This window comes from Cruoricaptor ignavus (assembly GCF_900141665.1).
Classification (GTDB): domain Bacteria; phylum Bacteroidota; class Bacteroidia; order Flavobacteriales; family Weeksellaceae; genus Cruoricaptor; species Cruoricaptor ignavus.
In genome coordinates this window covers 84,347-103,350 of the sequence record NZ_FQYI01000002.1, presented here as the reverse complement: position 1 = coordinate 103,350, position 19,004 = coordinate 84,347, and the positions used below count along the sequence as shown (strand labels likewise).

The window sequence follows — 19,004 nt, the reverse complement described above, 5'->3', positions numbered from 1 at the left end:
GTTTAGAATCTGCTCTACTGGCAGATTTTTTCTTCAATGACGCTGCTGAAATTTACAAGCAAAGGAATTTACTGCCCGCAGGGAAAATTTTACATCGATCCTTGGCGGCCTGTGGATTTAGCGGTCATCACGCACGGTCACGGCGATCACGCAAGATGGGGGATGAGGAAATACCTGTGCCACCATTTCACGAAACCCATCCTGAAATCGAGGATTGGCGATGATATTGAAGTGCAAGGCCTGGATTATGCAGAGCCTGTTAATATTAATGGCGTGAAAGTTTCGCTGCATCCTGCTGGGCATATCATCGGTTCGGCGCAAATCAGGATGGAGTACAAGGGCTTTGTAAGCGTGGTTTCCGGTGATTACAAAATTCAGGATGACGGCATTTCTACGCCATTTGAAGTGGTGGGTTGTCACGAATTCGTTACCGAAAGTACTTTCGGTCTGCCGATTTATAATTGGCTTCCAAAAGAAAAAATGGACAATCTCATCCAAAACTGGATTTCCGCCAATCAAAATGCCGGAAAGACTTCCGTGCTCATCGGCTATTCTCTCGGCAAAGCGCAGCGCATTATGAAGGCTGCCGAAGGTTTGGGCAAAATTTTCGTGCATCATTCCATCGGCAAACTGAACGATGCTTTCGAAAGCGTCGGCATCGAACTTCCGGAATATCAAACGGCGAATTTTCTCGAGGATAAAAAAACGATGAAAGGCGAAATCGTAATCGTGCCGCCTGCTTTGCTGGACAGCAATATCATCCGAAAAATTCCGGATGCTGCCACCGCCATTTGCTCAGGCTGGATGCAGGTACGCGGTTCCAGGCGATGGAGAAGTGCGGATGCCGGTTTTGCAGTGAGCGACCACGCTGATTGGAACGAGCTTCTGCAAGCCGTGAAGGCAACAGGTGCGGAAAAAGTTTTCGTAACGCACGGGCAAACCGCCGTGTTTTCCAAATATTTAAACGAAATCGGGATTGCTGCAGATATCGTAAGCACGCAGTTTGGCGACGATGCGGAGCTTGCAGACAAAGAAATCGAGGAGCAATGAAACTTTTCGCCGAACTCATCAATGCGCTGGAAAGCACGAACAAAACCAACGCAAAGCTTGAAGCGCTTGTCAATTATTTCGCGAAAGCGCCGGAAAAAGATAAGCTGTGGGTGATAGCGCTTTTCACGGGGAAAAGGCCGAAACGCAGCGTGAACACCAACTTCCTGAAGGAATGGGCGCTGGAAATCACCGGGCTGCCGTACTGGCTTTTCGTGGAATGCCATAGTGCAGTAGGAGATTTGGGCGAAACCATTTCGCTGATTTTACCGCCGTCAGAAACGAACATCGAGCTCACGCTTTCGGAATGGATGGCAGAAATCATCAGCCTGAAAGAAAAAACCGAGCAGGAGAAAAAAAAATTCGTAATTAATGCCTGGGAAAATCTTGACTACACCGAGCGTTTTATTTTCAATAAATTAATCGGCGGCAGTTTCCGCATAGGTGTTTCTGCGAAAATGCTGGTGAATGCCCTCGCCAAATTTTCTGAAAAAGAACCGAGCGCGCTCACGCACAGCATTATGGGAAGCTGGCATCCGCACACCATTTCGTTTGAAGAATTAATCAGCGGAAATCCCGATGTGCAGGACAATTCCAAGCCGTATCCGTTTTGCCTGGCTCACGCTTTGGATAAAAATCTGGAAGAGCTAGGCGAAGCGCAAGACTGGCTCGTGGAGTATAAATGGGATGGAATTCGAGGACAATTCATCCGCAGAAATGGCGAGGTTTTCATTTGGTCAAGAGGTGAAGAATTGGTGACGGCACAATTTCCGGAAATCGAAAATGCGCTGAAAAACCTGAAGGGAAATTTCGTGATTGACGGAGAAATTTTAGTGATGAAAAACGGTGAAGTATTGAATTTCAATGAATTACAAAAAAGACTGAACCGAAAGAACATCACCAAAAAAATGCTGGAAGAATTGCCGGTGCATATTTTCTGTTATGATTTGCTGGAACTGGAAGGCGAAGATTTGCGCACGAGACCGATGGCAGAAAGGCGCGAACTTTTAGAAAAATTAATTTCTGAAAATAATCCGCAGAATTTTACGATTTCTGAAAAAATTGATTTTGAGAACTGGGAAGATTTACCAAAAATCAGGGAAAATGCCCGCGATATCAACAGCGAAGGCCTGATGCTGAAGCAGAAAAATTCCGTGTACCACAGCGGAAGAAAGCGCGGTGACTGGTGGAAATGGAAGGTGGAGCCACTTACAATAGATGCCGTGCTGATTTATGCGCAAAAAGGCAGCGGCAGAAGGAGCTCGTACTACACGGATTATACTTTTGCCGTGAAAGACGGCGAAAACCTGGTGACGATTGCTAAGGCTTATTCCGGTCTCACCGACAAGGAAATTATGGAGGTGAGCCGCTTCGTAACTAAAAATTCTCTCGAAAAATTCGGGCCGGTTCGCACCGTGAAACCAGAGCTGGTTTTTGAAATAGCGTTCGAAGGCATAGGCTTCAGCAAGCGGCATAAAAGCGGCGTAGCACTGCGCTTCCCGAGAATTTTGCGCTGGCGAAAAGATAAAACTGTGGCAGAAATTGATGAGCTGGAGGAAGTGAAGAGGATGATAAAATGATTTGGAAATTCGGAAATTCGTTTGGCATTTAATCAAAATTAAATAGTTAGAAATTTTGGCAAAATTCCGCGATAGCGAAGGTTATAAGATCATCCAAAACTGGATGGCGGAGAATGGCCGCACGCCTTTTTCGTTTCAGGCGGAAACCTGGGAAAAGTTTGGCAGGGGCTTCAGCGGAATGGTGGTAGCACCCACAGGCTTCGGCAAAACTTTTTCCGTTTTCCTTGCCGTGATTACGGATTTTATGAACCATCCGCAAAATTACGGGAGCGGCCTAAAACTCATCTGGATAACGCCGCTTCGCTCGCTGGCAAAAGACATCGCCAAGGCTATGCAGGAAGCCATCGCAGAAATCGGGCTGGATTGGGAAGTTGGCGTGAGGAACGGAGATACCGACCCGAAAATCAGGCAGCAACAAACACGAAGAATGCCTGATATTCTGCTTGTAACGCCGGAAAGTTTGCACCTGCTTTTAGCGCAGAAAAATAATCGGCGGTTTTTCAAAAACCTGAAATGCATAGCGGCCGACGAATGGCACGAGATGCTGGGCAGCAAAAGGGGTGTGATGGTGGAGCTTGCCATAGCGAAAATCCGCAGCTATGTTCCGACGCTGAGAATCTGGGGAATCACCGCAACCATCGGCAATCTGGACGAAGCGCTGGAAGTTCTCATACCGTACGAAATTCCAAAAACGAAGATCATTTCCAAAGAAAAAAAGAAGGTGGACATTATCCCGGTTTTTCCGGACGAAGTGGAAGTTTTGCCTTGGGCAGGGCATCTCGGCGCAAAACTGGCCGACAAAGTAGTGCCGATAATCCTCAACTCAAAATCCACCATCGTTTTCACCAACACGCGAAGCCAAAGCGAAATGTGGTACCAGCTGCTGCTGGATGCGCACCCAGATTTCGCAGGGCAAATCGCCATCCACCATAGCTCGATAGATGCACACCTGAGAATTTGGATTGAAGAAAATCTGAGCAGCGGCAATCTGAAAGTCGTGGTTTCAACATCGTCGCTGGATTTGGGCGTAGATTTCAAACCTGTGGATACGGTGATTCAGGTGGGCTCGGTAAAAGGCGTGGCGCGCTTTATGCAAAGGGCTGGCAGAAGCGGACACTCGCCTTTTGAAACATCCAAAATCTACTGCGTGCCCACACATTCGCTGGAGCTCATCGAAGTTGCCGCGCTGAAAGAAGCCGTGAAGCAGAAGGTCATTGAGCCAAGAGAACCGATGGTTTTGAGCTTCGATGTGCTGGTGCAGTTCCTGACGACTTTGGCTGTAGGCGATGGATTCTTTCCAGAAGAAACCTTCAGCATCGTTCGTAACACGCACGCTTTCAGCGAGATGACGGAAGATGAATGGCGGTGGATGATGCAGTTTCTCACAATAGGCGGCGCACTGAAAAATTACGAAGAATTCCACAAAATGGTGATAGACGATGAAGGGAAATACCGCGTAACTTCCCGCAAAATCGCGATGCTGCACCGAATGAACATCGGCGTAATTGTGAGCGACGCAATGCTGAAAGTGAAATTCATTTCTGGCGGCTACATCGGGATGATCGAAGAATATTTCATCTCAAGATTGAAGAAAGATGACAAATTCATCCTTGCCGGCAGAGTTCTGGAAGTGGTGAAAATCAAGGAAATGACGGTTTTCGTGCGCGCTGCAAAAGGCAAAGCCTTGGCACCGAGTTATTTAGGCGGAAGGCTGCCGCTGAGTTCCAACCTTGGGCACTTCCTTCGGCACAAACTTTCCGAGGCGCTGAAACCTGGTTCTGGCGAGAAGGAGCTGCGTTTCCTGCACCCGCTGCTTTCCGGGCAGGAAGCCGTGTCGCACATTCCGAGCGAAGATGAATTTTTGGTGGAAATCATCCAAAACCGCGAAGGCTGGCACCTTTTTATGTACCCGTTCGAAGGCCGCCTGGTACACGAAGTAATGGCAGCGCTCATCGCTTTCCGCATTTCGAAAATCTCGCCGATTTCTTTTTCGATGGCGATGAATGACTACGGCTTCGAACTTTTCAGCGACCGTGAAATTCCTGTGACGGAAGAGAATTTGTCACAAATTCTGTCGGCGGAAAACCTGATGAACGATGTGGTTTCGAGCATAAATGCTGCCGAAATGGCGCGGCGAAAATTCCGCGATATTGCGGTAATTTCCGGAATGGTGGTGCAGACTTTTCCCGGGCAACAGCGCAGCAATAAATCTCTTCAGGCTTCTGCTGGGCTGATTTTCAATGTGTTAGAAGAATATGAGCCGGGCAACCTGCTAATTCGCCAAGCGTACACCGAAGTTTTCAATCAGCAGCTGGAAGAAGCGAGATTGACGGCTGCTTTTCAGCGCATCGCCAAATCCAAAATTATCCTCAAATTTGCCAATTCTTTCACGCCGCTGAGTTTTCCGATAAAGGTGGATTCTTTGCGCGCCACGCTTTCAAGCGAGGATTTGGACGCACGGATTGAAAGAATGACGAAAGATTTTGAGAAGAAAGCCGGCAAATGACGATTGCTACCCGAGAAATTTTTATTGAAAATTCACCGTTAATCCTTACAAATCAGCGGGTTGCGTTTTTGCCATCGGAAAAAGCGTTGCTGCTTTCAGATTTGCACATCGGGAAAACGGCGCATTTTCGAAAGCACGGCATTGCAATGCCGAAGGATGTTTTCCGGAAAGATTTGCAGCGGCTGGAAACGGTGTTGAAATATTTTCAAGCGGAGAAAATTTTTATCGTGGGAGATTTGCTTCACGCTGGAAATAATTCGGATGTTGAAGATTTTTGCCGATGGAAATCGTATTTTCAATCTGTTGAATTTCATTTAGTTACAGGAAATCACGACCAAATATCTGCCGATTTGCAAGAGCAATTATGTTTGACTTCCCACAAGAAAATAATCGAATTAGAAAATTTTCAATTAATTCACGAATTTTCTGAGGATTCCGAAAAATTCCAAATCACTGGGCACATTCATCCTGGGATTTTATTTCGGAATCGTGTAAAACGGCTTCGCTTGCCTTGTTTCGTAAAAACTGACCGCCAACTTTTGCTGCCTGCTTTCAGCGAATTCACAGGGCTTGATACAAAAAATACCCCGAAAAACGGAGTATTTTACGCCTTCACAAAAGACAGGTTTTTCGAGTTTTGATTACTGCCTGTTTCCGCCGCCTAATCCTCTGATAACGAATAAGATAGCAGCAATTACAACCACTGCTACGATGATGCCCCACCATTTTCCGGCTTCAAAAATCGTGTTAATCGCTTCGCAGCTTGTAAGCAAAGTCAGCGCAAAAACAGAGAGCGCCAAAAGTGAAAATTTTTTCATAACTAAAAATTTTATTGGCGCAATTTAAGGAAAATTTTCATTGCAGATTTTCAATAGCCATAAGCATATCAATGCCTTTGCCTAAAGTCGGCAAAAATATATCACCCTTTGTTTTCAGGCGTTCCAGCGCATTATCAATGTTGAAATCCGTAGGCTTCAGACCAAATTTCAGTTCATCCCAATCCAGCGGCATTGAAACCGGCGCACCTTCTTTCGGCCGAACGCTGTACGCGCTTGCAAGGGTTTGCCCGCGACGATTTTGAAGATAATCCAGGTAAATTTTCTTCTTGTCGCGCTTTTGCAAACTGCGTTCCAGCGTTGTAATTTCTGGCAAAGATTTCTGAACGAATTGCATCAGTAAATGTCCGAAATTTTTTACCTGCTCAAAAGTATAATGCTGCTGCATTGGCAGATAAATATGGATGCCGCTTTTTCCGGAAGTTTTCGGGTAACCTTTAATTTTCCCCTTATCCAGCACGCTTTTCACGGCTTGTGCCGTTTCGATAACCTCGTCAAATGAATTGTTTTCCGATGGATCCAAATCAAGCACTAAATAATTTGGGCGATCTAAATTAAAAATCTGGCTCGTCCAAACATTCATTTCAATACAGCCTAAATTCGCGAGATAAAGGAGCGTTTCTTCATCATCACAAATGATATAGTTGATGTCCTTCTGGTTACTATCAGAAAATATTTTTTCGGTTTTCACCCAGGTTGGTACATCCTGTGCATCCTTTTGATAGAAGCTCATCCCGTTGATTCCATTTGGAAAACGGTTCATAGATTGCGGCCTGCCTTTTAAATGCGGTAAGATAAATTCGGAAACTTTTTGGTAATAATCAATCAAATCGCCCTTACTGATTTCGCTTTCAGGAAAATATATTTTTTCGAGGTTAGTGAGTTTTACTTTTTTATTTACTGCTGATTTCTCCTTTTTATCGATAATATTTTGTTTGGTAGTGCTAACTTTATGGTTTTCTTTTGGATTGATTTGCTTATCAAAATTTTCCCGTAATCTCAAAAAAACCGGGTGGCGATAAAGGCCGTCTTTTGTGATTTCCGTAAACTTAATTTCGGCAACAAGTTCCGGTTGAATCCAGGTTGCAGGGCTGTTCGTTGCAGGAATTTCTTCAAATGCCGATTGCTGGATTTTCAGCGGTTGCATTCTCACGAAAAGTTCTTTTAAAGTTTTATCAGAAAATCCTGTTCCTGCGTGACCGCAATAAGCAAGTTTTCCCTGTTCATCATACTTTCCGAGAATCAACGAACCGAAATATTTTCGTGAACCCTGCGGTTCAGTATATCCACAAATTAAAACATCATCCGTTTCTAGCGCCTTGATTTTCAGCCAGAAATCAGTTCTTGCGCCTTCAATGTAGGTGCTGTCGGTTTTCTTAGCGATGATGCCTTCCAAACTTGCTTTTTGTGCGGCTTCAAAGAATGCTTTGCCGTTGTGCAAAATATGGTCGTGATACTTGATGACTTCCGTTTCTTTCAGCGCATCTTTCAGCAATTCTTTACGCTGCAAATATTCCAAATCCGTTGTGGAATGCCCATTTAGCCAAAGCAAATCAAACACCTGATATTGCAATCTTAAATTCGGATTCTCACCAATTTGTTGTAGTAATTGAAAGTTAGGTTTACCTAAATCGTCCAAGGCTATAATTTCACCATCCAAAATCATCGAATGTTCCTGCAGCTTCAGCTGGTTAAAAAAATTTTTAAATTTCTGTGAAAAATCCAGCCCATTTCTTGAATATAATTGAAAATCATTTCGCAAATCTGCAATCGCTCTGTAGCCATCCCATTTGATTTCAAATGCCCAGTTTTCATCATCGAAAGCTTCTTTTGCAGCCTTGCAAAGCATCGGCTTGATGAATTTCTGCAACTTTTTTTCGCCGGAAAGATTTGGCGTATAATTTTTAAACCGCCCGCTTTTCTTTGCCGAATTTTTTGAATTAAGGTAGGTCGTCACTTTTGAATTTTCGTCTGTAAAGTCTTCAGCATCAAAGTGTTGCGAGGTCGAAAACTCATCCTTGTGCTTGATGAGCAGCCAGGAATTTTCATCTTTTGAATTTTTAATTTTCACTAATGCAAATTCGCCGCGAAGTTTTTTTCCGTGCATTACAAACTTCATCGACTGCTTGTGAAGTTCCGCCCGCATTATCACATCATCGCTTTTCCCAGCGGCTTTTTGCAGCGGTTCATAAAAGCCTTCGTCCCAAATTTCCACTTCGCCGGCTCCATAATTACCCTTCGGAATCGTGCCTTCAAAAGTTCGGTAAGATAGCGGGTGATCTTCCACCATCATTGCCAGGCGTTTGTCATCTGGGTTCAAAGATGGCCCTTTTGGAATTGCCCAACTTTTCAAAACGCCGTCCATTTCCAAACGGAAATCATAGTGAAGATGCGATGCGGCGTGCCTTTGCACCACGAATCTTAATCGTTCCGAAGTCTCTTCCGAAAAGCCTTCAGGTTCAGCCGTTTTATTAAAATTACGCTTTTCGTTATAAAGTTTCAGGGGGTCTTCCGCCATCGAAATTTTTTCTAAAGTTAAGATTTTAGCAGAAAAGTTCACTTTTACGATATGGCAATGAAATAGGGATTTTTTTGAATGAATTAAATTTGTATTTTTACGCTTTAAACCGAAAATTATGAAACCGTCATTAGCGAAAGGCACAAGGGATTTTGGTGCGGAAGAAGTTGCAAAACGGCGATATATTATTAATATTCTGCAGAAAAATTTCGAGCTTTTCGGCTTTCAGCCTTTGGAAACGCCGAGTTTTGAAAATCTTTCAACACTTACCGGAAAGTACGGTGAAGAGGGCGATAGGCTCATTTTTAAAATCTTAAATTCCGGGAATTTTCTTGAAAAAATTTCGGATGAAGAATTGGGTTTGAAAAATATCTCGTCGCTTACGCCACAAATTTCCGACAAGGCTTTGCGCTATGATTTGACGGTGCCTTTTGCCCGATTTGTCGCGATGAACAGCGGACAGCTGGTGATGCCTTTTAAGCGCTACCAAATTCAGCCAGTTTGGCGAGCCGATCGTCCGCAGAAAGGGAGGTTCCGCGAGTTTTATCAGTGCGATGCCGATGCTGTGGGCAGCACAAGTCTTTGGCAGGAAATTGACTTCATTCAGCTTTATTTGAAATCTTTTCAGGATTTGCAGATTCCAGTGAAAATCCACATCAACAACCGAAAAATCCTTAGCGGCTTGGCTGAGTTTGCAGGAATTTCAGAACAGCTCATCGAGTTTACCGTGGCGCTTGACAAGCTTGATAAAATTGGGAAAGATGGTGTAAAAAAGGAAATGGCTGACAAGGGAATTTCCGCTGATGCATTGCAAAAAGTGGATTTCCTTTTCGATGAAAAGTTGACGCAAAATGAAGTTTTAGAAATTCTCAAGCAAAAATTTGAACATACTGAAATTGGAATACAGGGCGTAGAAGAATTGACTTTCGTTCTTGAACAATGCGAGAAATTAGGAATTGCGGAAGACCTGTTTTTTGACATCACGCTTGCACGAGGTCTCGATTATTACACTGGTGCAATTTTCGAGGTGAAGGCTCAGAATGTGGAAATCGGATCGATTGGTGGTGGTGGCAGATACGACAATTTGACGGAGGTTTTCGGCGTGAAAAATATGCCGGGAATTGGGATTTCTTTTGGTTTAGACCGAATTTATCTCGTTTTAGAAGAATTGCAAAAATTCCCTATAAACTCTGCGAATTCCGTAAAATATCTTTTTGCAAATTATGGCGATTTAGAAGCCGTAGAAGCGCTAAAAATTATCGCAGAAATTCGTTCAAAAAATATTTCCGCAGAGCTTTATCCTGAGCCTTCCAAACTGAAAAAGCAGTTTTCATTTGCCGAGAAAAAGGGTATCTCGGAAATAGTTTTTCTTGGAAATGACGAAATCCAAAACGAAACAGTGACCATTAAAAACCTGCAGAGCGGTGAGCAGCTAACTTTACCGCAGCAGGAATTTCTAGCCGGCAAGTTTTAAAATGGATATCCGAAGGCAAAATTAAGCATCGGCTTCAGCGGCTGCCACTTGCTGATGACCCACCGCTCGCCCTGCGGCCGGTTGGGATCGTGCACTTTGTACGCCGCGTCCAGCCGGAGAGTTACGAATGCCACATTCAGGCGTAGCCCGAGGCCTGCACCCACGCCCATCTGACCTATAAATTTTCCAAATTTAAACTGGTCGCTGAATCCAGATTCTTTAGTAGACCAAATGTTTCCGGCATCTGCAAACGCTGCACCTTCAAATAGCGAAGAAAATGGTACTCGATATTCTATACTGGTGGTAAGCTTCACATTATCAAAAACATAGGATCGTACCCGCTCGTCCAGCTGGGAATCTGCAGGACCAAGACCCCCGAATACCCTCCAGGCTCGGATGTCATTAGACCCGCCATTGAAATATGAACGGATAATGGGCATCTGCGAGGAATTTCCGTACGGTATGCCCACCCCTATGAACTGCCGAAGAGCCAGTGTTTGCCTGCCTTCTGCGAACTGGAAGTATTTCCTCACATCTACATCAAACTTTACAAACTGGGAGTATGGCGTATCAAAAATTAGTTTTTTAGAACCGGTAGTAATGGCTGAATTCTCATTTTCATTTTTCGCAAAAATTCCCAGCAAATTTCCAGAAGTTTCAAATTTTGCGCTTAGATAAAATGGGTTGCTGATATTCTTTCTGCCAATTTCATTGTACAGAAAATTGTAGATAATAGATGAGATTAGTACATCCTGCGTCTGTCGGTCTTTGTTTGCAAGCGACTGACGGAAGTTATTAAAAAGATCGGTTTGCCCTGCGTCCAGTTGAGACTGCCAAGCCTTGTCATCCCAAATTATTTTCGAACCTTCGTCGGAAGTGATGATACCGTCTGAGAACTTTCTGTACAAATCCTGAGAGTATAGCTGGAAAATCTGGTCACGGATCTCTCCGTCTCTTGGAAAATAATCATAATAGCGGTCTTTATTTCTGGTAATATTGTACTGCCAGTTGAACAGTGTGAGCTTGTGCGTGGTGATGTCGTTCACATTAGCAAAATAATTCAGCCCGAAGTTAAAAATCGTGCGGCCAAGCCCGATATTATTTTGCTGAGAGGCTCCAATGTTAATGGTGGAGGTGGGGGAGTACCGTTTCGGAAGTACCCGCCAGTACCTGAAAGGTAGCAGCAGCCTCGGAATGGCAAGATTCACCTGCGCGGAAGCCTCATAGGCCAGCGAGCGCTTGTCATTCTTAGGATTTTTTACACTCCCGACAATCCCGGAAACGCTCGTCACAAGGTTCTCAGCTCCGCCGAAAAGATTGCGGCTGGTGAGATCTACCGAAGGCGACACACCGAAATTCAGAATCTCTGAATAGTTGACATCCCCCGCCACGCGGAGCTCATACTTTGGCAGTGGCGCCAAATAGTAGCGGACATCTAGGATGCTATCGTTCTCAGCGCGCAGCTCTTCTTCATAATTTATTATGCTGAAGTTATTCATCGCAGCGATATTCCGCTTTGTAAGATCAAGATTCCTCTGGCTGTAAAGTTCGCCTGGCTTCAGGATTATTGGTCGCCAAAGCGGCGGCGTACGGTACTGATCATCAAGTTTGTAAAAATTAATTCCGCGCAGAGAATCCTTAGCAGTTTCCGGAACATCCTGCATTTTTTCAAGGAGATAAACGCTCACATTCCCGATTGTGGTTTTGCGGTAGGGTGTATCCAGCGAATCTTTGTGAATATCCATCGTCAGCGGCACCTCCTTGCGGCTCCTGAGCGTGTCCGCCGTGAAATAAATTTCCGTGCCAGAAGCATTAAACCTGTAGTATCCCTCCTTACGCATCAGCTCGTTGATGCGTTTTATTTCCTTCTCCAGATCAGTCTGATCCAGCCGCCCCCCCGGTTTCACAAGACTTTTGCTGAATTGCCCTTCATAATAATTGCGAATTTCTGGATCGGGTATGTTGTAATAAAAGTCCTTGATTTTTGTAGGATCATTTTGGGTAATGATATAATTTGCCTGCGCTTTCTTCGCCACGGAATCCCGCTGAATTCTGTACTCCGTCTCGGCATCCCAAAAGCCGCGGTACACCATCCTCTTACGGATATTCTCTGCCCCTGCCTCAGTTTTGCTCTCCTCAAGGATCACCGGCCCCTGCCCAAGATTACGGAAAACCCTGTCCCAGAAAAGACTTTTACCCTGATCTTCCGGCCTGCCATATTTTACGAAAAGAGAATCCCGAAGCTTCTGGTTACGGATGTCGGCAGGATAGGTAAAATATTCGGTGAGCAGTGTGTCATTCCTAGAATCCGACATATTATAAAACCAAAGCCCAAATGGGAAAACCCACAGCGCGCGCCGGTTAGGCTTCTGCAGCACATAGTCCGGCAGCTCATTGCGGAGGCTGTTTTTATCCTCGTACTGAAACCGGTTTTTCGTGAGCAGGTATTCACCTTCAGGCACTTTTCGCGTCGTGCTGCACGACCAAATCAGCAGCGGCAAAATTGCAGATGAGAGAAAATATTGATACTTTTGAAGATATTTCGGCAAATGCTTACTGCGCATAAAATCAAGGTTTTACAATCGCTCGACAAAAAGAAGTTCCGGCAAAAATACAATTTGTTTTTGGTTGAAGGCTTCAAAACTATTCGTGAGCTCATCGGTTCCAGATTTAAAATCGTTGAAATTTTTTCTGCAAAAGACGACGAAATTTTTTCGAGCATTGATGTTGAGCGAATTTCTGAGCGGGAATTGAAGAAAATCAGCTTTCTGCAAAATCCGAAAGACGCAGTGGCAGTTTGCGAACTTTCTGAAAATCAGCTGATTACCAATTCAAATTTCAATTTGGTATTGGATGGTATACAGGATCCGGGAAATTTGGGCACCATCATTCGCCTTGCCGATTGGTTCGGCATTCCGCAAATCATCTGCAGTGATGATACGGCAGATTTTTACAATCCTAAAGTCGTTCAGGCAAGTATGGGTTCGTTTTCACGAGTTAATATTTTTTACACGAATTTGCCAGATTTTTTGCGAAATTCGCAAAACGAAAATGTAGGAACCGATATGCTCGGCGAAAATATTTACACCGCCGATTTTCCGAAAAATATCAACCTAATTTTAGGCAACGAAGGCAACGGCATCCGAAAAATTACAGAAGAATTTTTGGACAGAAAAATTTCGATTCCGCGTTTTGGCAATCCTACAGAAAGCCTGAATGTCTCCATAGCTGCAGGAATTATCCTTGGCGAAATTTTTTCCAGAAAGTTTTGAAAATCAATAAGATAGGGAAGTTATTTTCCAACCTCCATCCAGATTTCGTCGTCGATTTTCTCCACTTTCACCAGATTGTTTTTGGTAAGGTTTTTGGTAGCCTTGTCCCATTTTTTTCCGGAAAGCTGAGATTTCTCTTTTACCGAATTTAAAAGCTGTCGCTCTTCATTTTTCAGAATGTCCATAATTCCCTGTTCATCGGCGTTCAGCTCAATTTTTGGTGCAGATTTTTCTGGCCTCATTTGCGGAAAAAACAGCACTTCCTGAATGCTCTGGCTGTCCGTCAAAAACATAATCAGCCTATCCATTCCCACACCAAGCCCAGCCGTTGGCGGCATTCCGTATTCCAGCGCCCGAAGGAAATCCTGGTCGATGAACATCGCTTCGTCATCGCCTTTTTCCGAGAGCCTCAGCTGCTCTTCAAACCTTTCCCTTTGGTCAATCGGGTCGTTCAGCTCGGAATATGCGTTGGCAATTTCCTTTCCGCAAACCATCAGCTCGAAGCGCTCTGTCAGGCCTTCCTTGCTGCGGTGTTTTTTCGTAAGCGGCGACATTTCTATCGGATAATCCGTGATGAAAGTGGGCTGAATGAAATTGGGCTCGCACTTTTCACCAAAAATTTCATCGATTATTTTTCCTTTGCCCATCGATGCATCCACTTCAATACCAATGCTTTGCGCAAAATTTCTGAGCTCATCTTCCGATTTTCCGGTAATATCAAATCCGGTGAATTTCAGGATGGCATCCGTCATCGAAATCCTTTCATACGGCGCTTTCCAATTGATGGTGTGTTCTCCAAACTGAGATTCTGGCTTGCCGTTTACTTCCACCGCCACAAATTCCAGCAGCCGCTCCGTGAAATCCATCATCCAATGGTAATCTTTGTATGCCACATAAATTTCCATCGCCGTAAATTCCGGGTTGTGCGTTCTGTCCATACCTTCGTTTCGGAAATTTTTGGAAAATTCATAAACGCCGTCAAAACCGCCTACGATCAGCCTTTTCAGGTAAAGTTCGTTTGCAATCCTAAGGTACAGCGGAATATCGAGCGCGTTGTGATGCGTGACGAAAGGCCGTGCAGCAGCGCCACCAGGAATGGCTTGCAGGATTGGCGTTTCAACTTCAAAATAACCTGCATCGTTGAAAAATTGGCGCATCGCATTGAACATCTTTGTGCGCTTCACGAAGATTTCCTTCACCTGAGGATTCACCGTCAAATCCACATAACGCTGCCTGTACCGCAGTTCCGGGTCGTTGAAGGCATCGTGTACCACGCCGTTTTCATCGGTTTTTGCCTGTGGTAATGGTCGCAAAGTTTTGGTGAGAAGCGTGAAATTTTTCACCATCACGGTTTGCTCGCCAACCTGGGTTTTGAAGAGTTCGCCTTCAACCCCAATGATATCGCCAATATCAAGCAAATGCTTGTAAACCTCGTTGTACAGGGACTTATCGTCAGTCGGGCAAATTTCATCCCGATTAAAGTAAACCTGAATTCTGCCTTCCGAATCCTGAAGTTCCGCAAAGCTTGCCTTTCCCTGAATCCTTCTGCTCATCAGCCTTCCTGCGATTTTTACCTGCTTTCCTTCGGCAAAATTTTCTCGGATGCTTTTCGTGGTATCGCTCACCGAAAATTCTGCGGCAGGGAAGGGCTCAATGCCCAGCTCAATCAGTTTTTCTAATTTTTCGCGGCGGATAAGTTCTTGTTCGGATAGCGACATTTCTTCAGATTTTTAGCCTGCAAAATTAATTTTTTTGAATGGAATTTTCATTGGGAATGTATTTTTTCCACCATTTTTCGTGAAGATTCCCTTCATTTTCCCATTCTATTTTTTTCCCTATTTCGGGAAAAAGGATATTCAGGCGGCCTTTATTTACTGAATCCATTTTCTCCAGCGGCTCGTACCACGGGTGCCTCGCCAGCGCAAATTTTGAGTTGTGCACCGGGATCATCCGAGCGGCATTCAGGTCTTTCATTGCCTGTAGCTGCTGGCCCGGGAGCATATGGATGTACCGCCAGTCCTCGTTATACTGCCCGTTCTCCAGGATGGCGAGATCAATACTTCCAAATCTTTCACCGGTTTTTTTGAAATGCCTTCCGTAGCCGGAGTCTCCACCGATGTAGATTTTCTTTTTATCGATTTCCAGCACGAAGCTCGCCCAAACGGCGCCGTTTCTCTTCATTCCTCTACCAGAAAAGTGCCTCGCCGGCTGGGCAGTGATTATGAAGTCGGGAGAAATTTCCCTGCTCTCCTGCCAGTTTAGCTCGATAAGATTTTCTGCGGGATAGCCCCAGTACTCCAGGTGCTCGCCGGTACCGAGGCCGGTGGCGATTTTTTTAGTTTTCCGGAAAAGTTTCAGCACGGTTTTGTAATCCAGATGGTCCCAATGGTCGTGAGTAATGATGAGCAAATCCAGCTCGGGGATGTCTTCCGCCGTGTACAGATCGCTGCCGCTAAAGGATTTTATCATAAAAGGAAAGGGTGATGCGTAGCCTGAGAATACGGGATCCACGAGGATTTTTTTGCCTCCCACTTGCAGGAAGTAAGAGGAATGCCCCATCCAGACGAAGATATTTTCTTCTGGCTGGAGTGTTTTTAATTCCGTTTTTGTAAAATGGAAGTCAGAGGTTGGCGTGCGCTCCGGGATTTTCTCGAGTAGCATTTTGGAGAAAATTTCGAGGGACGAGGATTTTTTCGCTAGCTGGGGCGTATTTTCTTCGTTCTGGAACTGCCCGCCTCGGTAGTTTGGGCTACTAAGGATGCGGTTCAGCCGCTCCCCGGAGGGGGATTTGCCGAATTTTTTTTGGTTTAAAATGATGGCTGCGGTAAGGGTGACGCCCGCGGCTGCCGCAAGAATGCCTACGCCTGTTTTCTGCCAGATGTTCATAGGGTTGAATTTTTCGGGGCGAAATTTACGAAAATGGCGCGATCCAGAAGGAAGCATAGCAGCAAGCAAGCGATGCCGACTGTCGTGGCGCGCGCCAAATAAAATCAGCGGAATTTTGTTTAAATTTGGCATTGATTTTTAGCTATGAAAAAAACTTTGGTAATGGCGCTCGCAGCCTCAATTTTTGCGACTTCCTGCAGCAAGGACAAAGAAATCCTGAATACTCTGGCGGACTATAATTTGGAGATGGAATCGGAAGGTTATCATTTTGGAGATAAGATAAAATTGCCAGAAGCTGTGCTGAAAAATGTTGAAAATGTGTCACTTAGCTTTGGTGATCACGATACTGCCGACCTGAGGATAGACCCGAAGAAGTTTACCCTCGGGGATAATGCTGTGACTTTTGTGATAAGAACGAAGGACGGGAAGGAGCTGGTGCAGGATGCCACGATTAATGTTTTTGCGAGGAATCCTGAAAAACAACTGAGCTATACGCTGGTAAGGGAGTACCCGCACGATGTAAACAATTTTGTGCAGGGTTTTCAGCTGGAGGGCAATATGATTTATGAGTCGGACGGGCAAAATGGCAGCTCTCAAATTTTGAAATATGCACTGGGCAGCACTACCGCCACAGCTATGGCGAAACAGCCGGCGGAGGTTTTTTCTGAAGGCTGTACGATTTTGGGGGATAAAGTTTATCAGCTTACCTGGCAGAATAAGAAGGGTTTTATCTATAATAAATATGACCTGAAGCTTATCGGCGAATTTCCTTACCCAAATGTAATGGGAGAGGGCTGGGGGCTAACCTACGACGGGGAGCACCTGATAGCTTCGGACGGTACGAAAAATCTGTATTTCCTGAGCCCGGAAGACCCGTCGAAGCTGGTGCGCTACATTTCGGTGGCGGGGAACTCCCAGGCTTACAACCGGCTGAACGAGCTGGAGTATCACGATGGGCACATCTATGCGAATGTGTGGCAGCAGGCTATCGTGCTGAAAATCAACCCGGAAAATGGGGAAGTGCTTGCCATTATTGATTTTTCTCAGCTTGCTAAGGAGAATACCAGGGGGCAGGATGATGTGCTTAACGGAATTACTTTTAAAGGTGAAAATATGCTGGTGACCGGGAAAAACTGGCCGAAAATTTACGAAGTTTCGATTCAGTAAATGCGGGTTTTCTGGCTCATAGCGTTTTTATTTTTCGGCAAAATTTCGGGGCAGGTTTCCGGAATTTCAGATTTCCTGGCTGATGATTATGGCAATTTTTATTTTACCGATAGGGAACAGTTTAAAATTATAAAAACAGATGCTTCCGGTGCAGAAATAGCGAGAACGGCAGTCCGCGCTCCATTCCGAATATTAAGTGTGCGCAATCCTCTAAGTATCGCGCTGTTTTCTGAAAATACGCAGAGCATCATTATATTAGATCAAAACCTAACCGAGATAGAGAGGATCCGTTTGAATGACCTTGGCTGGGTGAAAGCCGTCTATGCGCCTGATACACAGGAGGTTTGGCTGCTGAATTCGGACAGACGGATGCTTGCCCGATACCACCTCCGTGAACGGAGGGAGATTTCTGCAATACCGTTGGCTATTAATTTTATGGAAATCAAGGATATTATCATTTTCAAGGATAAAATATATATTTTATCAGAAAATTCTCTGAATGTTTTCAATCTTAGCGGTGAAATGATAAAAACTTTTGATGTTTCAGGTGGTAAGAGGTTGCAAATTAATAACTCAGAATTATTTATAACCAGCTCCGGCAGGGTGGAGAGTATTATGGATGATAAACTTGTGACTGTCTATCAGCTGGCGACTGATGAGGAGATTACTCTCAATTCTGAGAATGCTTACATTTTGAAGAATTGTAGGATTATTGCGCAAAATTTTAAGAAAAACACAAAATAAAAAATGCACATTGCTGTCACCGGAAATATCGGGGCTGGGAAAACCACGCTGACTACAATGCTCGCGAAGCATTATGGGTGGAAACCGCATTTCGAGGATGTGGAGCACAATCCGTATCTGGAGGATTTTTACGCAGATATGTCTAAGTGGAGTTTCGCGCTGCAGATTTATTTTTTAGGCAGCAGGTTCCGTCAGGTGAAGGAGATACGCGAGAGCGGGGAGAGCGTAGTGCAGGACAGGACAATCTATGAGGACGCATATATTTTTGCTGAAAATCTGTATGATATGCAGCTTCTTTCTCAGCGGGATTTTAAAAATTACCTCTCGCTTTTCGAGTTGATGAAAAGCTTTATCCTCGCTCCGGATTTGCTGATTTACCTAAAATCTGATGTACCGAATCTTGTAAAAAAAATTTACAAAAGAGGGCGGGATTATGAAGCGTCTATTAGTATCGATTATTTAACAAAACTCAACCAAAAATACGAAAAATGGATTTCGGAATATAAAGAGGGCAAGTTGCTAATAATTGAAGTGGACGATTTGGATTTTGTAGAAAAGCCGGAAGATTTCGGGTTTATACTGGAAAAAATAGAGGGCGAGCTGCACGGTTTGTTTTAAATTTGCAAAATGATCAAAATCCTTCACAATAACTCCTGTTCGAAATCTAGGGCAGCGTTGGAATATCTGGATGAAAACGGTATTCAGTTTGAGATAATTGACATCATTAAGAATCCACTTAGTGAGCTGGAAATCAGGACATTACTGCGTAAACTGAATTTAGAGGTTACAGAAATAATTCGCAAAAACGATCCGCTCTATCCTCAGTATAGCCGGGAAGCGAAAACAGAAGAAGACTGGGTGAAAATTCTCGGCAAAAACCCTGAACTCCTGCAAAGACCGATATTAATCAAAGGTCCGGTAGCAATGATCGGCAGGCCGCTTGAAAATATCCGGTTCTTTATTGAAGGATAATC

Annotated in this window: 15 protein-coding genes; 10 read left to right on the top strand and 5 right to left on the bottom strand. The window is 44.5% G+C overall.

Going from position 1 to position 19,004, the window contains the following annotated elements; translation table 11 throughout:
* The first annotated feature begins 36 nt into the window (after positions 1-36).
* From BUB43_RS02925 to pdeM, 4 genes are read left to right on the top strand one after another with little or no spacing between them, the layout of a single operon-like run.
* Positions 37-1,050 (top strand): ligase-associated DNA damage response exonuclease, encoded by a 1,014-nt coding sequence (locus BUB43_RS02925; RefSeq protein WP_073178191.1) that lies wholly within the window; start codon positions 37-39, stop codon positions 1,048-1,050.
* On the top strand, positions 1,047-2,627 hold the full coding sequence (locus BUB43_RS02920) for an ATP-dependent DNA ligase (RefSeq protein WP_073178189.1): 1,581 nt from the start codon (positions 1,047-1,049) through the stop codon (positions 2,625-2,627). Before BUB43_RS02925 ends, BUB43_RS02920 begins: the two co-directional genes overlap by 4 nt.
* 55 nt (positions 2,628-2,682) lie before the next feature.
* Positions 2,683-5,133 carry a ligase-associated DNA damage response DEXH box helicase gene (locus BUB43_RS02915; protein WP_260200451.1) on the top strand — a complete coding sequence of 817 codons (2,451 nt, stop codon included), beginning with the start codon at positions 2,683-2,685 and terminating at the stop codon, positions 5,131-5,133.
* Positions 5,130-5,774, top strand: coding sequence for a ligase-associated DNA damage response endonuclease PdeM (gene pdeM, locus BUB43_RS02910; RefSeq protein ID WP_073178187.1), 645 nt, complete (start codon positions 5,130-5,132; stop codon positions 5,772-5,774). The genes BUB43_RS02915 and pdeM overlap by 4 nt, the downstream gene beginning before the upstream one ends.
* Here pdeM and BUB43_RS02905 read toward each other — a convergent pair whose 3' ends face one another.
* Positions 5,775-5,951 carry a phosphatidate cytidylyltransferase gene (locus tag BUB43_RS02905; RefSeq protein ID WP_073178185.1) on the bottom strand — a complete coding sequence of 59 codons (177 nt, stop codon included), beginning with the start codon at positions 5,949-5,951 and terminating at the stop codon, positions 5,775-5,777. It abuts the gene before it with no gap.
* A gap of 37 nt (positions 5,952-5,988) precedes the next feature.
* Positions 5,989-8,487: a DNA ligase D gene (gene ligD, locus BUB43_RS02900; protein ID WP_073178585.1), complete on the bottom strand. Its 2,499-nt coding sequence runs from the start codon at positions 8,485-8,487 to the stop codon at positions 5,989-5,991.
* Positions 8,488-8,605: 118 nt separating this feature from the next.
* On the opposite strand from ligD, the gene hisS reads away from it, so the two are divergent.
* A complete protein-coding gene (hisS, locus tag BUB43_RS02895) occupies positions 8,606-9,961 on the top strand; it encodes a histidine--tRNA ligase (RefSeq protein WP_073178183.1) in 1,356 nt (451 codons plus the stop codon).
* On the opposite strand, the gene tamL is transcribed toward hisS, so the two are convergent.
* A complete protein-coding gene (tamL, locus tag BUB43_RS02890; protein WP_083541128.1) occupies positions 9,958-12,525 on the bottom strand; it encodes a translocation and assembly module lipoprotein TamL in 2,568 nt (855 codons plus the stop codon). The two genes, hisS and tamL, sit on opposite strands and share 4 nt — an antisense overlap.
* Between tamL and BUB43_RS02885 the strand changes: the two genes are divergently transcribed.
* On the top strand, positions 12,511-13,233 hold the full coding sequence (locus BUB43_RS02885; RefSeq protein WP_073178181.1) for a TrmH family RNA methyltransferase: 723 nt from the start codon (positions 12,511-12,513) through the stop codon (positions 13,231-13,233). The genes tamL and BUB43_RS02885 overlap by 15 nt on opposite strands.
* A 20-nt stretch (positions 13,234-13,253) precedes the next feature.
* Here the strand turns inward: BUB43_RS02885 and lysS are convergent, their stop codons facing one another.
* Together lysS and BUB43_RS02875 are read right to left on the bottom strand one after the other, a co-directional pair.
* Positions 13,254-14,951 carry a lysine--tRNA ligase gene (lysS, locus tag BUB43_RS02880; RefSeq protein ID WP_073178179.1) on the bottom strand — a complete coding sequence of 566 codons (1,698 nt, stop codon included), beginning with the start codon at positions 14,949-14,951 and terminating at the stop codon, positions 13,254-13,256.
* A gap of 25 nt (positions 14,952-14,976) precedes the next feature.
* On the bottom strand, positions 14,977-16,119 hold the full coding sequence (locus BUB43_RS02875; RefSeq protein ID WP_073178577.1) for an MBL fold metallo-hydrolase: 1,143 nt from the start codon (positions 16,117-16,119) through the stop codon (positions 14,977-14,979).
* 144 nt (positions 16,120-16,263) lie between these two features.
* On the opposite strand from BUB43_RS02875, the gene BUB43_RS02870 reads away from it, so the two are divergent.
* From BUB43_RS02870 to BUB43_RS02855, 4 genes are read left to right on the top strand one after another with little or no spacing between them, the layout of a single operon-like run.
* Positions 16,264-17,286, top strand: a complete 1,023-nt coding sequence (locus BUB43_RS02870) for a glutaminyl-peptide cyclotransferase (RefSeq protein ID WP_073178178.1) — start codon at positions 16,264-16,266, stop codon at positions 17,284-17,286.
* Positions 17,287-18,030 carry a hypothetical protein gene (locus BUB43_RS02865; RefSeq protein WP_073178176.1) on the top strand — a complete coding sequence of 248 codons (744 nt, stop codon included), beginning with the start codon at positions 17,287-17,289 and terminating at the stop codon, positions 18,028-18,030.
* Between the two features lie 3 nt (positions 18,031-18,033).
* Positions 18,034-18,648, top strand: a complete 615-nt coding sequence (locus BUB43_RS02860) for a deoxynucleoside kinase (protein WP_073178174.1) — start codon at positions 18,034-18,036, stop codon at positions 18,646-18,648.
* Positions 18,649-18,657: 9 nt separating this feature from the next.
* Entirely contained in the window at positions 18,658-19,002 is a 345-nt protein-coding gene (locus tag BUB43_RS02855; RefSeq protein ID WP_073178173.1) for an ArsC/Spx/MgsR family protein, read from the top strand.
* Positions 19,003-19,004 lie beyond the last annotated feature (2 nt).

Coding starts and splice junctions, on each gene's coding strand:
- pdeM (WP_073178187.1), top strand. CDS start 5,130: ATGACGATTGCTACCCGAGAAATTTTTATTGAAAATTCACCGTTAATC.
- lysS (WP_073178179.1), bottom strand. CDS start 14,951: ATGTCGCTATCCGAACAAGAACTTATCCGCCGCGAAAAATTAGAAAAA.
- hisS (WP_073178183.1), top strand. CDS start 8,606: ATGAAACCGTCATTAGCGAAAGGCACAAGGGATTTTGGTGCGGAAGAA.
- BUB43_RS02905 (WP_073178185.1), bottom strand. CDS start 5,951: ATGAAAAAATTTTCACTTTTGGCGCTCTCTGTTTTTGCGCTGACTTTG.
- BUB43_RS02855 (WP_073178173.1), top strand. CDS start 18,658: ATGATCAAAATCCTTCACAATAACTCCTGTTCGAAATCTAGGGCAGCG.
- BUB43_RS02870 (WP_073178178.1), top strand. CDS start 16,264: ATGAAAAAAACTTTGGTAATGGCGCTCGCAGCCTCAATTTTTGCGACT.
- ligD (WP_073178585.1), bottom strand. CDS start 8,487: ATGGCGGAAGACCCCCTGAAACTTTATAACGAAAAGCGTAATTTTAAT.
- BUB43_RS02875 (WP_073178577.1), bottom strand. CDS start 16,119: ATGAACATCTGGCAGAAAACAGGCGTAGGCATTCTTGCGGCAGCCGCG.
- BUB43_RS02860 (WP_073178174.1), top strand. CDS start 18,034: ATGCACATTGCTGTCACCGGAAATATCGGGGCTGGGAAAACCACGCTG.
- BUB43_RS02865 (WP_073178176.1), top strand. CDS start 17,287: ATGCGGGTTTTCTGGCTCATAGCGTTTTTATTTTTCGGCAAAATTTCG.
- tamL (WP_083541128.1), bottom strand. CDS start 12,525: ATGCGCAGTAAGCATTTGCCGAAATATCTTCAAAAGTATCAATATTTT.
- BUB43_RS02920 (WP_073178189.1), top strand. CDS start 1,047: ATGAAACTTTTCGCCGAACTCATCAATGCGCTGGAAAGCACGAACAAA.
- BUB43_RS02885 (WP_073178181.1), top strand. CDS start 12,511: ATGCTTACTGCGCATAAAATCAAGGTTTTACAATCGCTCGACAAAAAG.
- BUB43_RS02925 (WP_073178191.1), top strand. CDS start 37: ATGACGCTGCTGAAATTTACAAGCAAAGGAATTTACTGCCCGCAGGGA.